The sequence below is a fragment of the Streptomyces sp. NRRL S-87 genome, assembly GCF_000719335.1.
Taxonomy (GTDB): Bacteria; Actinomycetota; Actinomycetes; order Streptomycetales; family Streptomycetaceae; genus Streptomyces.
In genome coordinates this window covers 36339-50810 of record NZ_JOGB01000045.1, presented here as the reverse complement: position 1 = coordinate 50810, position 14472 = coordinate 36339, and the positions used below count along the sequence as shown (strand labels likewise).

15 protein-coding genes are annotated in these 14472 nt (G+C 71.5%); 10 read left to right on the top strand and 5 right to left on the bottom strand.

Annotation, left to right across the window (positions count from 1 at the left end; genetic code table 11):
* The first annotated feature begins 166 nt into the window (after positions 1-166).
* The 5 genes from IF43_RS0125755 (at position 167) to IF43_RS38300 (ending at position 6032) form a co-directional block, all read left to right on the top strand.
* Positions 167-1648: an aspartate aminotransferase family protein gene (locus IF43_RS0125755; RefSeq protein ID WP_030205098.1), complete on the top strand. Its 1482-nt coding sequence runs from the start codon at positions 167-169 to the stop codon at positions 1646-1648.
* Positions 1632-2945, top strand: a complete 1314-nt coding sequence (locus tag IF43_RS0125750; RefSeq protein WP_030205094.1) for a lysine N(6)-hydroxylase/L-ornithine N(5)-oxygenase family protein — start codon at positions 1632-1634, stop codon at positions 2943-2945. The genes IF43_RS0125755 and IF43_RS0125750 overlap by 17 nt, the downstream gene beginning before the upstream one ends.
* Complete coding sequence (locus tag IF43_RS0125745; RefSeq protein WP_030205091.1) at positions 2942-3520, top strand: GNAT family N-acetyltransferase; 579 nt, start codon at positions 2942-2944, stop codon at positions 3518-3520. The genes IF43_RS0125750 and IF43_RS0125745 overlap by 4 nt, the downstream gene beginning before the upstream one ends.
* Complete coding sequence (locus IF43_RS0125740) at positions 3517-5406, top strand: IucA/IucC family siderophore biosynthesis protein (protein WP_078910448.1); 1890 nt, start codon at positions 3517-3519, stop codon at positions 5404-5406. The genes IF43_RS0125745 and IF43_RS0125740 overlap by 4 nt, the downstream gene beginning before the upstream one ends.
* A 260-nt stretch (positions 5407-5666) precedes the next feature.
* Positions 5667-6032 (top strand): peptidoglycan-binding protein, encoded by a 366-nt coding sequence (locus IF43_RS38300; RefSeq protein ID WP_051796124.1) that lies wholly within the window; start codon positions 5667-5669, stop codon positions 6030-6032.
* 22 nt (positions 6033-6054) lie between these two features.
* On the opposite strand, the gene IF43_RS0125730 is transcribed toward IF43_RS38300, so the two are convergent.
* Together IF43_RS0125730 and IF43_RS0125725 are read right to left on the bottom strand one after the other, a co-directional pair.
* Positions 6055-6957 (bottom strand): helix-turn-helix domain-containing protein, encoded by a 903-nt coding sequence (locus IF43_RS0125730; protein ID WP_234332539.1) that lies wholly within the window; start codon positions 6955-6957, stop codon positions 6055-6057.
* 327 nt (positions 6958-7284) lie between these two features.
* Positions 7285-7467: a DUF397 domain-containing protein gene (locus IF43_RS0125725; RefSeq protein ID WP_324605128.1), complete on the bottom strand. Its 183-nt coding sequence runs from the start codon at positions 7465-7467 to the stop codon at positions 7285-7287.
* A 36-nt stretch (positions 7468-7503) separates the two neighbouring features.
* Between IF43_RS0125725 and IF43_RS0125720 the strand changes: the two genes are divergently transcribed.
* The 3 genes from IF43_RS0125720 to IF43_RS0125710 all read left to right on the top strand — a co-directional run bounded on the left by IF43_RS0125720 (position 7504) and on the right by IF43_RS0125710 (position 8972).
* On the top strand, positions 7504-7713 hold the full coding sequence (locus IF43_RS0125720; RefSeq protein WP_030205077.1) for a hypothetical protein: 210 nt from the start codon (positions 7504-7506) through the stop codon (positions 7711-7713).
* A gap of 212 nt (positions 7714-7925) precedes the next feature.
* A complete protein-coding gene (locus IF43_RS0125715; protein WP_030205076.1) occupies positions 7926-8555 on the top strand; it encodes a Uma2 family endonuclease in 630 nt (209 codons plus the stop codon).
* Between the two features lie 75 nt (positions 8556-8630).
* A complete protein-coding gene (locus IF43_RS0125710) occupies positions 8631-8972 on the top strand; it encodes a hypothetical protein (protein ID WP_030205073.1) in 342 nt (113 codons plus the stop codon).
* 94 nt (positions 8973-9066) lie between these two features.
* Here IF43_RS0125710 and IF43_RS0125705 read toward each other — a convergent pair whose 3' ends face one another.
* A complete protein-coding gene (locus tag IF43_RS0125705; RefSeq protein ID WP_051796122.1) occupies positions 9067-10689 on the bottom strand; it encodes a beta-N-acetylhexosaminidase in 1623 nt (540 codons plus the stop codon).
* A 220-nt stretch (positions 10690-10909) separates the two neighbouring features.
* Between IF43_RS0125705 and IF43_RS0125700 the strand changes: the two genes are divergently transcribed.
* Both IF43_RS0125700 and glmS read left to right on the top strand, forming a co-directional pair.
* Positions 10910-11185 (top strand): hypothetical protein, encoded by a 276-nt coding sequence (locus tag IF43_RS0125700; protein WP_030205065.1) that lies wholly within the window; start codon positions 10910-10912, stop codon positions 11183-11185.
* A 47-nt stretch (positions 11186-11232) separates the two neighbouring features.
* The gene (gene glmS, locus IF43_RS0125695) at positions 11233-13050 is read left to right on the top strand and encodes a glutamine--fructose-6-phosphate transaminase (isomerizing) (RefSeq protein ID WP_030205062.1); all 1818 of its coding nucleotides are present in this window, start codon (positions 11233-11235) and stop codon (positions 13048-13050) included.
* Positions 13051-13156: 106 nt separating this feature from the next.
* Here glmS and IF43_RS0125690 read toward each other — a convergent pair whose 3' ends face one another.
* Both IF43_RS0125690 and IF43_RS0125685 read right to left on the bottom strand, forming a co-directional pair.
* Positions 13157-13726 carry a GPR1/FUN34/YaaH family transporter gene (locus IF43_RS0125690; RefSeq protein WP_030205048.1) on the bottom strand — a complete coding sequence of 190 codons (570 nt, stop codon included), beginning with the start codon at positions 13724-13726 and terminating at the stop codon, positions 13157-13159.
* A gap of 87 nt (positions 13727-13813) precedes the next feature.
* The gene (locus IF43_RS0125685) at positions 13814-14341 is read right to left on the bottom strand and encodes a universal stress protein (protein WP_030205047.1); all 528 of its coding nucleotides are present in this window, start codon (positions 14339-14341) and stop codon (positions 13814-13816) included.
* Positions 14342-14472: the final 131 nt, after the last annotated feature.

Below are 14472 nucleotides of genomic sequence, written 5' to 3'. Positions count from 1 at the left end.
CGGCTCGCGCGCGGAGCCCCCAACTCCCTTGTTCTGTAAGTCAGTTATCGAGTCAGGCCCCACCCTCTCCGGCTGGGGCCTGACTTGTGTTTCGATTAACTTAGGTTAGGCTAACCTTATCTGGAATAGCCCCCTGCACTTCCCTGCCTGCCCCGGAGGACCACTGATGCGTTCGCATCTGCTCAACGAGACGACCGCGGACCACTACCGTCGATCCGTCACCGAGGGCGTCGAACGCGTGGCCGCCAAACTCGCCGCCACCACCCGCCCCCACACCGGAATCCCGGTCGACGAGCTCGCCCCGGTCATCGCGGGCATCGACCTCGACCAGCCGCTCGCGGACCCCGCCGCCGCGCTCGACGAGCTGGAGGAGGTCTACCTGCGCGACGCGGTGTACTTCCACTCCCCGCGCTACCTGGGCCACCTGAACTGCCCCGTGGTCATCCCCGCCGTACTCGGCGAGGCCGTCCTCTCCGCGGTCAACTCCTCCCTGGACACCTGGGACCAGTCCATCGGCGGCACGCTCATCGAGCGCCGCCTGGTCGACTGGACCGCCGGACGCATCGGCTTCGGGCCCGGCGCCGACGGCGTGTTCACCTCCGGCGGCAGCCAGTCCAACTTCCACGCCCTCCTGCTCGCCCGCGACGAGGCCTGCCGGCTCGTCATGAAGAACAGCGAGCGCGAGCTGTCGAAGGCCGAGCTGCTGCCGAAACTGCGCATCTTCACCTCGGAGTGCAGCCACTTCAGCGTGCAGAAGTCCGCCGCCATGCTCGGCCTGGGCTACGAGGCCGTCGTCTCGGTCCCCTGCGACCAGAACAAGCGCATGCAGACCCTGGCCCTGGCCCACGAGCTGGAGGAGTGCGAGCGCGAGGGGCTCTTCCCGATGGCGATCGTCGCCACCGCCGGCACCACCGACTTCGGGTCCATCGACCCGCTCCCCGAGATCGCCCGACTGGCCGCCGCGCACAGCGCCTGGATGCACGTGGACGCCGCCTACGGCTGCGGGCTGCTGGTCTCCCCCACCCGCCGGCAGCTGCTCGCCGGCATCGAGCTGGCCGACTCGGTCACCGTGGACTTCCACAAGTCCTTCTTCCAGCCCGTCAGTTCCAGCGCGGTACTGGTCCGCGACCGGGACACCCTCAAGCACGCCACCTACCACGCGGACTACCTCAACCCGCGCCGGATGGCCGAGGAGCGCATCCCCAACCAGGTCGACAAGTCCATCCAGACCACCCGCCGCTTCGACGCCCTCAAGCTGTGGATGACCCTGCGCGTCATGGGTGCCGACGGCGTCGGCCAGCTCTTCGACGAGGTCTGCGACCTCGCCGCGGCCGGCCACGCGCTGCTCACCGCCGACCCGCGCTTCGAGGTCGTGGTCGCACCGCAGCTGTCCACCCTCGTCTTCCGCTACGTGCCCGAGGGCGTGACCCACCCCGACCTCGTGGACCGCGCCAACCTGCACGCCCGCAAGGCGCTGTTCGCCTCGGGCGAGGCCGTGGTCGCCGGCACCAAGGTCGCCGGCTCCCACTACCTCAAGTTCACCCTCCTCAACCCGCAGACCACGACGGCCGACATCTCCGCCGTCCTCGACCTCCTCGCCGCACACGCCGAGCAGTACCTGGGAGAATCCCTTGTCCACGCCTCGTGAGACCCGCCAGCCGTACGACTTCATCGGGATCGGCCTGGGCCCCTTCAACCTGGGCCTGGCCTGCCTGACCGCTCCCATCGACGAGCTCAGCGGCCTGTTCATCGAGTCGAAGCCGCACTTCGAGTGGCACGCCGGGATGTTCCTCGACGGCGCCCACCTGCAGACGCCCTTCATGTCGGACCTGGTCACCCTCGCCGACCCCACCTCGCCCTTCTCCTTCCTCAACTACCTGAAGGACAAGGACCGGCTCTACTCCTTCTACATCCGCGAGAACTTCTACCCGCTGCGCGCCGAGTACAACGACTACTGCCGCTGGGCCGCCGACCGGCTCGACAGCGTCCTGTACTCGACCACGGTCACCGAGGTCAGCTACGACGCGGCCGCCGGGCTGTACGAGGTCACCACCGACGGCGGCGGGACGTACCGCGCCCGCACGCTCGTGCTCGGCACCGGCACCCCCGCGTACGTCCCCGAGGCCTGCGCCGACCTGGGCGGCGACTTCATCCACAACTCCACCTACATGGAAGCCAAGGCGGAGCTGCAGAAGAAGAGGTCCATCACCCTCGTCGGCTCCGGCCAGAGCGCGGCGGAGATCTACTACGACCTGCTGAGCGAGATCGACGTCCACGGCTACCGGCTCGACTGGGTCACCCGCTCGCCGCGGTTCTTCCCCCTGGAGTACACCAAGCTCACCCTGGAGATGACCTCGCCGGAGTACGTGGACTACTTCCACGGCCTGCCCGAGGACACCCGCTACCGCCTGGAGATGCAGCAGAAGGGCCTGTTCAAGGGCATCGACGGCGAGCTGATCAACGCCATCTTCGACCTGCTCTACCAGAAGGACGTCGAGGCCGGCGACCGCCCGGTCCCGACCTCCCTGCTGACCAACACCGCCCTGAACGCGGCCGCGTACGACACCACCACCGGTACGTACACCCTGGGCCTGCGCCAGGAGGAGCAGGAGCGCGACTTCACCCTCACCACCGAGGGGCTGGTCCTGGCCACCGGATACAAGTACGCCGAGCCGGCCTTCCTCGCGGGCATCCGCGACCGGCTGCGCTACGACGGCCGCGGCCGCTTCGACGTGGCCCGCAACTACTCCGTCGACACCACCGGCCGCGGGGTGTTCCTGCAGAACGCCGGCGTCCACACCCACTCGATCACCTCGCCCGACCTGGGCATGGGGCCGTACCGCAACGCGTACATCATCCGCGAGCTGCTCGGCCGCGAGTACTACAAGGTCGAGAAGTCCATCGCGTTCCAGCAGTTCGCCGCCCCGGAAGGCACCCTGGCATGAGCACCACCCTCTTCTCCCGCACCGACGCGGCCCTCGGCGCCTTCGCCGTCCGCCCGCTCGACCCGCTGACGGACGCCGAGCTGCTGCACGGCTGGGTCACCCACCCCAAGGCGTCCTTCTGGATGATGCAGGACCACTCGCTGACCGACGTCGAGCGCGAGTACATGGCGATCGCCGCGTCCCCGCACCACCACGCGTTCCTCGGCCTGCACGACGGCCGGCCGGCCTTCCTGATGGAGTCGTACGACCCGGCGCACGTCGAACTCGTGGACCTGTACGAGCCCGAGCCGGGCGACGTCGGCATGCACTTCCTCGTCGCCCCCACGGACACGCCGGTCAGCGGCTTCACCCGGGCCGTCATCACCACCGTGATGGCCGCCCTGTTCGCCGACCCGGCCGTCCGGCGGGTCGTCGTCGAGCCGGACGTGCGCAACACCGCGGTGCACGCGCTGAACGAGGCCGTGGGCTTCGTCCCGGAGCGGGAGATCGCGAAGCCGGAGAAGACCGCCCTGCTCAGCTTCTGCACCCGCGAGCAGTTCGAGGCGGCCGTGGCGGGCGCGGGGGTGTCGATATGAGCACCAGCACCAGCACGAGCGCCAGCACCAGCACCAGCACCAGCACCAGCACCAGCACCAGCCTGAGCACAAGCGGTACGAACGCCCCGCAGTCGCCCTACGCCGGGGACCCGGCCGGCGCCGTGGCACACCTGACCCCCGAGCTGTGGGCGCGCGCCAACCGGGCCCTGGTCCGCAAGGCCCTGGCCGAGTTCGCCCACGAGCGCCTGCTGACCCCGGCACCGGCCGAGGACGGCACGTGGTCCGTGCGCAGCGACGACGGCACGGTCGAGTACCGGTTCCGGGCCGTCCGCCGGGCCCTGGACCACTGGGCCGTGGACGAAGAAACGATCACTCGCCACCGGGACGGGGCGGAGCTCCCCCTGGACGCCGTCGACTTCCACATCGAGCTGCGCGAGTCCCTGGGCCTGAGCGCGGCGGTCCTGCCCGTGTACCTGGAGGAGATCTCCTCCACGCTGGCCGGTACGGCGTACAAGCACACCAAGGAGCAGGTGCCGGCGTCCGTCCTCGCGAAGGGCTCCTTCCAGGACATCGAGACCGGCATGACCGAGGGCCACCCCTGCTTCGTGGCCAACAACGGCCGGCTCGGCTTCGGCGTCCACGAGTACCGCGCCTTCGCCCCCGAGGCCGCGGCCCCGGTCCGCCTGGTGTGGGTGGCCGCGCACCGGGAGGTGGCGGCCTTCAGCGCGGGCGCGGACCTGTCGTACGACTCCTTCATCCGCGCGGAGCTGGGCGAGGCCGCCCTGGACCGGTTCGGGGCGGTGCTGTCCGGGCTGGGCCTGGACCCGGCGGACTACCTGCTGCTGCCGGTCCACCCCTGGCAGTGGTGGAACAAGACCACGGTCACCTTCGCCGCGGAGATCGCCGAACGGCGGCTGGTGCTGCTGGGCGAGGGCGACGACGCCTACCTCCCGCAGCAGTCCATCCGGACCTTCTTCAACACGACCGCGCCCGAGAAGCACTACGTGAAGACCGCCATCTCGGTCCTCAACATGGGCTTCATGCGGGGCCTGTCGGCCGCCTACATGGAGGCCACGCCGGCCATCAACGACTGGCTGCACCAGCTCATCGAGGGCGACGAGGTGCTGCGGTCGGTCGACTTCTCGATCATCCGCGAGCGCGCCGCGGTCGGCTACCGCCACCGCCAGTACGAGCGCGCCACCGACCGCTACTCCCCGTACCGCAAGATGCTGGCGGCCCTGTGGCGCGAGTCGCCGGTGCCCACGCTCCAGGACGGCGAGCGGCTGACGACGATGGCGGCCCTGCTGCACGTCGACGCGGAGGGGCGGTCGTTCGTCGGCGCCCTCGTCGAGGAGTCGGGCCTGCCGGTCGCGGAGTGGATGCGGGCCTACCTGCGGGCGTACCTGCTGCCCCTGCTGCACTGCTTCTACGCGTACGACCTGGCGTACATGCCGCACGGCGAGAACACCATCCTCGTCATCAAGGACGGCGTCGTACAGCGGGCGATCTTCAAGGACATCGCCGAGGAGATCGTCGTCATGGACCCGGACGCGGTGCTGCCGCCGGCGGTGGAGCGCATCCGTGCCGAGGTCCCGGAGGACATGAAGCTGCTGTCGGTCTTCACCGACGTCTTCGACTGCTTCTTCCGCTTCCTGGGCTCGATCCTGGAGGACGACGGGGTCTGCTCGGAGTCCGAGTTCTGGCGGGCCGTGGCGGACTGCGCGCACGAGTACCAGGAGTCGGTGCCGCAGCTCGCCGAGCGGTTCGCCCAGTACGACCTGTTCGCGCCGGAGTTCCAGCTCTCCTGCCTGAACCGCCTCCAGCTGCGCAACAACGAGCAGATGGTCGACCTCTCCGACCCGTCGGCCGCCCTCCAGCTGGTGGGCACCCTGGCGAACCCCCTGGCGCCCTTCGCGCGCCGCTGAGGACCGCCGGCCGGCGCGCGAACGAACGGCCCGCGCCGGCCGGCCCCGCCCGGGGCGGGCGCACCCTTCCGTACGACGGTCCCTCGGGAGGTGTGCCCGCCCCGGCGCCTTCCCGGGACGTCGGGCGCCGTGTCCCTGGGACGGGCGGGACACCCGTGGTGCCGGTGGGACGGCCTACGTTCGATCCGGGCCGACCCGGGGCGCCGACAGGACCCGGTGGACGGCCCGTCACCACAGCCACCGTCGAAACGGAAGGTCCCATGCGCAAGCCACTGGTCGCACTCGGCACCACGGCCCTGCTCCTCGCGTCGTCCCTGACCCTGACCCTCGGGTCGGCCTCCGACGCCGCGGCCGACGGCCGCGCGTACTGCAAGGCCATGTTCGGCAGCTACGAGCCGCTGCTCTACCAGGGCATCCAGGGCTACACCCTGGAGGTCCAGGAGCTCCAGTGCGAGCTGAACTACTGGAAGCCGAGCCTGAACCTCGCCGTGGACGGCAAGTTCGGCCCCGCCACGCTCGCCGCCGTCGTGACGTTCCAGAAGTTCGCCGGGCTGGAGCCGGACGGCAAGGTGGGCTGGTACACCTGGACCAAGCTCGACGCCTGGTGCAACTACCTGGAGACCTGACCGGGCCGAGGGCCTCCTGCCCTCAGGCTGCGGCCTTGGCGGTGCATTCGGCGCAGCGAGGTTCGGGGTCGTACGTGCGGAAGGCCTTCTCGCAGTCCTCGCAGGACCGCAGCGGGGCCGGGCGGGGCGGGGGCGGGGCGGCCGCCGGGAGCGGGGGCGGGAGCAGCGCGGTGAGCCGGTACTCCAGGAAGCGCGGCGGGTGGTGGATCGGCGTCGAGGCCGGTGGCAGGTTCGCCGTGAGGGTACGGAGCACCTGCTCGGGCGTCGCGTCCCGGGCCAGCCAGTCGTCGACCGCGGGCGCCAGCCGGTTCACGTCCCGTACGGACAGCAGCAGGCGGGGGTCCGCGACGCGCAGCCGGGCGAGGATCTCCGCCGCGAGCCCGGTGGCGGGCGGGCCACCGGGGGCCGCCGGAGTACGTGCGTGGCCGGGAGCCGCGGGTGTCGGGGGTGTCGGGAACTCGATCGCGGCCGGGGGCTCGACCACCGCGGGGGGCACGGCCGGGGGCTGCGGTTCCGCCGGGGTCGGCCGAGCCGGCGGCGGCGGAGCCGGTGCCGGGGCGGCCAGAGGCGGCTGGGCCGGCGGCGGCGGAGCCGGTGCCGGGGCGGCCGGAGGCGGCTGGGCCGCGTCACCGCAGCCGGGCTTCTCGTAGTAGATCGTTCGGGTGGCGAAGCGGCCGGCGCCCAGTGACACCCGGCGCCGCTCCAGGTACCCGGCCGCGACCAGCTCGTTCAGTGCCCGCCGGATGGCGATCTCGCCTTCTCGGTAGCGCCGGGTGAGGGCCTTGACGGACACGTCGGTCCCGTCCGGGACGGACTGGATGTACAGCGCCAGCCCCACCGCGGCCGCCGAGAGCTCGGCGTGCTGGGCCAGGTGGTTGCCGACCACGGTGAACCGGCTCTCGTGGCGGTGGGACCTGTGGATCACCCCGGCGCGGGGAGCGTCCTCGGGGAGCGGATTCACGGGGTGCGCGGACGCGGCCGCGCTAGACTGCGTGCAAGCCATCGGGAAGGTCTGCTTCCTGATCGGTCAGGCCCTCGCCGGGATTGCCGTCCTGCCGGGGGCCGAAGTCTTTTCGGGGTTGTTGCGGCAGACCGTATCCCACCCGGCCGTGCCGCTGTCATATCCGTCACCCGATCGTGTGAGCGGGTGAGTTGAGGACGGCGGAGGTCGGGTTCGGTGGGTAATTCCCCGGGCTTTTCCAGGACCACCCGCATCACCGCATCGCGCCCCACCACACCCCGGTGCGACCCGTCACCCCTTGAGGTGCGCCACGAACGCCGCCCACGCGGGCGCGGCAACGATGACCACCAGCCCAGCAACGTTCTTGCTGTCGCGTACCGGGACGACCCCGGGCACGCTGTCCGCAACCTCCACGCAGTCGCCACCTCCCGCTGAGCTGTAACTGCTCTTGCGCCAGTGGGCCCGGATCCGCAACTTGCGCAGCTTCGCCGACGACGAGGAGCGCGCAGCATGGGAACGGACGGGATCGGGGAGGCCGAGGCGGCCCGGGACGAGTTGCGGGCGGCCCTCGCGGGGGTGGACGTCGTACTGCCGTCCCTCGGAGTGGACCTCGTATCACTGACCAGCGCGTACCTGCCGCCGCTCGTCGAACTCGGCTGCTGCCGGGCGGACGTGGCGCGCAAGCTGGCCGCCGCGCTCCGCCGGTGCGCCGCCCCGTGAGGGACCGCGAGGAACTGGCTGCCCGGGTGCGGGAGGCGAACCGGCTGAGCGTCGCGTTCCACGTCGCGTCGTCGTCGGGCCTCATCCCCGCCGGCGTCACGCATATGCCGTTGGCAGGTGACGGAGTCAACTCCGCTGCATGGTTCACACGTGCGGTCGGCGTTCCGGTACTCCCCGGCGATGCGCCCGGCGCGCGGGTGAGGATGCGGGCCATGGGACCCTCCCCGACGCACGTCGCCCCCGAGCCGCCCGAGCCTGAACCCTGGTTCCGCTGGCCCGTCCCCCCTCCCGGCGGCTGGGCCGCCGACGACCTCGACCGGCTTCGGGGCCTTCCTCCGCACACCGAGTTGATCGACGGGCAGCTCGTCTTCGCGCGGACGCGGACGCTGTTCCACGTGCGGGCCGTCGACTTCCTCCGCGGCGGGCTCCAGTCCGCGGTCCTCACGGGGCTTGAGGTCGTCCGCGAGTTCACCGTCGACATCGACCGGCAGAACCGGCCCGAGCCCGACGTCGTCGTCGCCACCGGGGACGTCCTCGCCGATCCGGACCTGACCAGACTCCCCGCGTCCGCCGTCCGACTCGCCGTCGAGGTCGTCTCCCCCGAGTCCGTCGGCCCGGACCGGGACACCAAGCCCCTGAAGTACGCCCGCGCCCGCATCCCGCACTTCTGGCGGGTGGAGAACGCCGAGGGCCGGGCCGTCGTCTACGTCTACGAGCTCGACCCCGCCACCCGCGCCTACGTCGCCACCGGGATCTTCCACGACCGGCTGAAGGTCCCGGTGCCGTTCCCGATCGACCTCGACCTCGGGGCGATCACTCTCAGGCGGAGCTCCGCCGGGTAGCGCCGGGCAACACCGGCCCGCCGACAAGTCGGTGGAAGGGGCGCGCGGCGGCCGGTCCACGCCTACGATCACGGCATGCAGAAGCGCTGCGCGGCCTCGTCCCTGTCCCTCTGGTCACGGAACTCGATCCTGTCGATCGGGTCCGTGGACTCGGTCCTCTCCATCGGCTCGGCCGGATCCGTGCTGTCCGTCGGCTCGGTGGGCAGCGCGCTCTCGTTCGGTTCGATCGGCTCGGCCGCCTCCGCCCTCTCGGCCGGCTCGTGGCTGAGCCTCGGCTCGGTGCTGTCCGCCCAGTCGTGCTGGTCGACCCTCTCCTGGCGGTCCCGCGGCGGCATCATGGCCGCCGGCGCGGCGGCCGCGGCCGTCACCGTGGTGGCCGGCGCGGCCTTCGCGACCGGCCGACGCCCCGCCCACTGACGCCACCGCTGCAGGGGGCCCTCAGGCCGTAGGCGCGCCCCGTCCGTACCAGAGCTTGCCGCGCACGGCGACGCCGGGCGTACCAGCCCTCCCCCTACGCCCAAGGCACCTCCGGCGCCCGGTAGTACCCCACCCCCAGTGCCGTCAGCCGGGGCCCCTGCGCGGCCAGTCGCAGCCGGTACGCGTCCCACGACAGCGCCGAGGCGGGCGACCAGCCCAGCTCGGCGATGCCGAGCGCGCGCGGGAAGGCCATCAGGTCGGCGTCCGCCGTGGTCGCGACGGTCTCGGTCCACAGCGCGGCCTCCACGCCCAGCACCGCCGCCTCCTCGACGCCGGCCAGGTACGCGCCCGGGTCCCACTCGTACGCCCGCCGCACCGGCACGTACCCGGCCCAGCTCAGCCCCGGCCGGGTCGCCGCGTCGTACTTCATGTCGAGGTACGCCCGGTCCGCCGGGGACAGCACCACCTTCGCCCCCGCCCGCACCGCCCCGGCGACCTTCGCCTTCTCCGCGGCCGGCGTGCGGTCCAGGCCCCAGTACTGCAGTGCGGTGCCCGAGACCGGTCCGGCGCCCGCCAGCTGGTGCCAGGCCAGCACCGTCTTCCCCTGCGCCACCACCGCCTGCTGGGCCCGCCCCATGAAGGTGGCGTAGTCGGCGTGCGGGGTGGCGTACGCCTCGTCCCCGCCGATGTGGAGGTAGCGGCCGGGGGTCAGCTCCGCCACCTCCCGCAGCACGTCCGCCACGAACTCGTACGTCCGCTCCTTCGCGACGCACAGCGAGCTGAAGCCGACCTTGGTGCCGGTGTACCGGGCCGGGGCGACGCCGTCGCAGTTCAGCTCGGCGTACGAGGCCAGGGCCGCGTTCACGTGGCCCGGCATGTCGATCTCCGGGACCACCTCCACGTACCGCTCCCCCGCGTACCGCACCAGGTCCCGGTACTGCGCCTTCGTCCAGTACCCGCCGGGGCCGCCGCCGACCTCGGTGCCGCCGCCGTGCTCGGCCAGCCGCGGCCAGGAGTCGACCGCCAGGCGCCAGCCCTGGTCGTCGGTGAGGTGCAGGTGCAGGACGTTGACCTTGTAGAGGGCGAGCCGGTCGAGGTAGCGCTTGACCTGCTCGACGGTGAAGAAGTGGCGGGCGATGTCGATCATGGCGCCCCGGTACGGGAAGCGCGGGGCGTCCGCGACGGTGCCTCCCGCCACCACCGGCCGGCCGGTCACCGGCACCAGCTGCCGCAGCGTCTGCGCGCCCCGGAAGAGGCCGGCGGGACGGTACGCGGTGATCACGACTCCGGTGCCGTCGGCCCGGAGGCGGTAGCCCTCCTCCCCCTGGTCGGCCGCGCGCGCGTCCAGGCGCAGCCGGATCCCGTCGGCGGCGGACCCGCCCGCGTCCGTGCCGGACACCCGCAGCGCCAGCCCGGTCGCGGGGCGCAGCGCGCGGGCGAGCAGCTCCCCGACCCCGCGGGCCGCGGCCGACCCGGCGGTGGTGCGGATCACCGTGCGGGCGTCGAGCCGGTAGCCGGGGCCGCCGGGGGCGGTGTGCGCCGGGGCCGGCACGATCCGGTCGTACGCCGTCGGGTCCGCGGCCCGCGCCCGCTGGCCGGCACCCGCCGCCGACACCGGTACGAGCAGCGCCGCGCACACCGCCAGGGCCAGGAGCCCCAGCGGTCCGGACGGTCGCCGCGGGCCCCGCGGCCCGTTCAGCCCACTCAGCAGTCGCATTCCCTACATATAGGGGCGCTCCGGCGCCGGAACCGGCATGCGCAGCCGGGCGGGGCGGGAGTCCATCCGTAAGGGGGTCGTCACCAGGAGCCATCACGGAGGGGCGATTTGCCCGGACTTTAGCGGAATCTCGGATTCCATTGGTCCGTACCTTGTGATTCCTGCCCGGAATCGGGCAGGAATGTTGCATTCCACGGCGTCGAGACCTCAATATCTACGAGTGCTCGATCGCCGCCCGTCACATGACGACCTCGTCGACCACCTGGTGCGCAGCACCGCGCTACAGCGCGGCGAGGCCTCCCGGGTGGTGCTCGACGTGCTGGCGTACTTCGACGAGACGACCGAGGAGTTCGTCCGCCGTCGCCACCGGGAGCTCCAGGCCGGCGGCTCGGTGAACGCGGAGATCTTCGAGCGGATCGCGGCCGAGCTGCCGCACCGCGCCGTGGCGCCGCCGGAACTGTCCCTCCGGCAGCTGCGCCGCATCGTCTACGGCTGAAGCGGCCGAACACAGCACACCCAAGACTTCGGAGGACTTTCACCCATATGTGCGGAATCGTCGGTTACATCGGCAAGCGCGACGTGGCTCCGCTGCTGCTCGAAGGCCTGCAGCGCCTCGAGTACCGCGGCTACGACTCGGCGGGCATCGTCGTCAACAGCCCCAAGACGCCGGCCCTGAAGGTCGTCAAGGCCAAGGGCCGCGTCCGCGAGCTGGAGTCCCGGGTCCCCAAGCGCTTCGCCGGCACCACCGGCATCGCGCACACCCGCTGGGCCACCCACGGCGCGCCGAGCGACACCAACTCGCACCCGCACCTGGACCCCGAGAACAAGGTCGCCGTCGTCCACAACGGCATCGTCGACAACGCCGCCGAGCTGCGCGCCAAGCTCGAGGCCGACGGCGTCGTCTTCGCCTCCGAGACCGACACCGAGGTCATCACCCACCTCGTCGCCCGCTCCCAGGCCGACTCCCTGGAGGAGAAGGTCCGCGACGCGCTGAAGCTGATCGAGGGCACGTACGGCATCGCCGTCATGCACCAGGACTTCCCGGACCGCATCGTCGTGGCCCGCAACGGCTCGCCGGTCGTCCTCGGCATCGGCGAGAAGGAGATGTTCGTCGCCTCCGACGTCGCCGCGCTGATCTCCCACACCCGCCAGGTCGTCACCCTCGACGACGGCGAGATGGCCACCCTCAAGGCCGACGACTTCCGCACGTACACCACCTCGGGCACCCGCACCACCGCCACGCCCGAGACCGTGGAGTGGGAGGCCGCCTCCTACGACATGGGCGGCCACGACACGTACATGCACAAGGAGATCTGCGAGCAGCCCGACGCGGTCGACCGCGTGCTGCGCGGCCGCATCGACGAGAAGTTCTCCACCGTCCACCTGGGCGGCCTGAACCTCGACGCCCGCGAGGCCCGCGGCATCCGCCGCGTGAAGATCCTCGGCTGCGGCACCTCGTACCACGCGGGCATGATCGGCGCCTCGCTCATCGAGGGCCTGGCCCGCATCCCGGCCGACTCCGAGCCGGCCTCCGAGTTCCGCTACCGCAACCCGGTCGTGGACCCCGACACCCTGTACATCGCCGTCTCGCAGTCGGGCGAGACGTACGACGTGCTGGCCGCCGTCCAGGAGCTCAAGCGCAAGGGCGCCCGCGTCCTCGGCGTGGTCAACGTGGTCGGCTCGGCCATCGCCCGCGAGGCCGACGGCGGCGTGTACGTGCACGCCGGCCCCGAGGTCTGCGTCGTCTCCACCAAGTGCTTCACCAACACCGTCGTCGCCTTCGCGCTGCTCGCCCTGCACCTGGGCCGCATCCGCGACCTGTCGGTGGCCGACGGCAAGCGGATCATCGAGGGCCTGCGCAAGCTGCCCGCGCAGATCCAGGAGATCCTCGAGGGCGAAGAGGACATCAAGAAGCTGGCCGCCGAGTACGCGGAGGCCAAGTCGATGATGTTCATCGGCCGTGTCCGCGGCTACCCGGTCGCGCTGGAGGCCTCCCTCAAGCTGAAGGAGATCTCCTACATCCACGCCGAGGCGTACCCGGCCTCCGAGCTCAAGCACGGCCCGCTGGCCCTGATCGAGCCGGCCATGCCGACCGTCGCGATCGTGCCGAGCGACTCGCTGCTGGAGAAGAACCGCGCGGCGCTGGAGGAGATCAAGGCCCGCAGCGGCCGGATCCTCGCGGTCGCGCACACCGAGCAGGAGAAGGCGGACCACACCATCCTCGTCCCGAAGAACGAGGACGAGCTGGACCCGATCCTGATGGGCATCCCGCTGCAGCTGCTGGCGTACCACACCGCACTGGCCCTGGGCCGGGACATCGACAAGCCGCGCAACCTGGCGAAGTCCGTCACCGTCGAGTAGTCGCGACGGTGGACGCGGAAGGCCCCTCGTGCTCCTGCACGAGGGGCCTTCCCATGTGCGCGTCGCGTCGCGCGTTGCGCCGTCGGACGGTCGGCGGTACGAGCGCTCAGCCCGCGGCCACCGCCCCGCTGCCGGAGGCGCGGCGGACCGAGACCGGCCAGCCGGTGAGCGCGGCCGTAGCGCCGTACCAGGCCAGCAGGCCGCCGACGGCGGCGACCCAGCCGCCCGCCTTGGCCAGGGAGCCGGCGTCCGCGAAGGCGGATACGGCCAGCAGGAGGAGGGAGAGGAACTGCAGGGCGTAGACTCCCTGACTGAAGAGCCCGCCCGGCGCGGCTGCCGCAAGGGTCAGCGCGAGCAGGGCGAACAGGACCAGAAACGTTCCGGCAGCGTCCTCGGAGACCTTCCCGCCGGCCGCGTTGGCCCACGTGAACCAGAGGGCGCCGAGGCCGGCGAAGGCGGTGCCGTTGAAGCCGTTGCCGCCGCGGTACTCGAGGACACCGAGGACGAACAGCGTGAGTCCGCCGACGTACGTGGCGAGCGAGACGGAGTCGGCCGCGGTCACGCCGTCGATGACGCCGGTGTGGCCGATACCGAACGCGAGAAGGGTGAGACCCAGGGCGATGTGCCCGAGGGTGGAAGTCGTGGCCTTGCTCCCCGCGGAGACGTCATTGTCCACGGCGGGCTCCCTTCGATCTGCACTTTTCTGCTGCTACCCAGCGACTTTTATGTTCCCTTCACAAAGGAACAATGCACCCGTTCGTGGTCACGGAATGACAACGACCGGTCGCTGAGCGCGCTTGGCCAGCCGGCCCGCCACGGAGCCGAAGAGCTTGCCGACGATGCCGTGGGTGGAGCCCACCACGATGGCGTCGGCGGAGTACTCCCGGCCGACCTCCTCCAGCTCGTGGCAGATGTCGCCGCCGCGCTCGACCAGGATCCAGGGGACCTCGGCGAGGTAGTCGGCACAGGCGAGTTCGAGCCCGAGGACCTCGGTGCGGTGGTCGGGCACGTCGACGAAGACGGGCGGCTCGCAGCCGGCCCAGACGGTGGTGGGCAGCCGGTTGGCCACGTGCACGATGATCAGACCGGAGCCGGAGCGCTTGGCCATGCCGATGGCGTAGGCGAGGGCACGCTCGCTGGAGGTCGACCCGTCGAAACCGACCACGACACCGTGCCGGAAGGCGGGATCGCACGGATGGCGCGGCTCTTCGACCGCTCGGAGGTCCGCCGCGGGATCGGCTACCCGCCTGCGCTTGCGGCTCGCGGGTTCGGGGAATTCGTGACCGGCCATGGGTGTCTCGGCGAAGAAAGTCCTAGTGGAGGCAACAGAGGGTGACGAAGCTGTGTCCGGGAATCATCTTCCCAAGCCCATACCCCCAAGGGTACGGCGACACTCCTCCCCTGCACAGGGCCGTCCGTCCC

Bases quoted from the DNA above. Each gene is read 5' to 3' on its own strand.
- glmS (WP_030205062.1), top strand. From the start codon at position 11,233: ATGTGCGGAATCGTCGGTTACATCGGCAAGCGCGACGTGGCTCCGCTG.
- IF43_RS0125720 (WP_030205077.1), top strand. From the start codon at position 7,504: ATGGGAACGGACGGGATCGGGGAGGCCGAGGCGGCCCGGGACGAGTTG.
- IF43_RS0125745 (WP_030205091.1), top strand. From the start codon at position 2,942: ATGAGCACCACCCTCTTCTCCCGCACCGACGCGGCCCTCGGCGCCTTC.
- IF43_RS38300 (WP_051796124.1), top strand. From the start codon at position 5,667: ATGCGCAAGCCACTGGTCGCACTCGGCACCACGGCCCTGCTCCTCGCG.
- IF43_RS0125755 (WP_030205098.1), top strand. From the start codon at position 167: ATGCGTTCGCATCTGCTCAACGAGACGACCGCGGACCACTACCGTCGA.
- IF43_RS0125685 (WP_030205047.1), bottom strand. From the start codon at position 14,341: ATGGCCGGTCACGAATTCCCCGAACCCGCGAGCCGCAAGCGCAGGCGG.
- IF43_RS0125710 (WP_030205073.1), top strand. From the start codon at position 8,631: ATGCAGAAGCGCTGCGCGGCCTCGTCCCTGTCCCTCTGGTCACGGAAC.
- IF43_RS0125705 (WP_051796122.1), bottom strand. From the start codon at position 10,689: ATGCGACTGCTGAGTGGGCTGAACGGGCCGCGGGGCCCGCGGCGACCG.
- IF43_RS0125740 (WP_078910448.1), top strand. From the start codon at position 3,517: ATGAGCACCAGCACCAGCACGAGCGCCAGCACCAGCACCAGCACCAGC.
- IF43_RS0125715 (WP_030205076.1), top strand. From the start codon at position 7,926: ATGGGACCCTCCCCGACGCACGTCGCCCCCGAGCCGCCCGAGCCTGAA.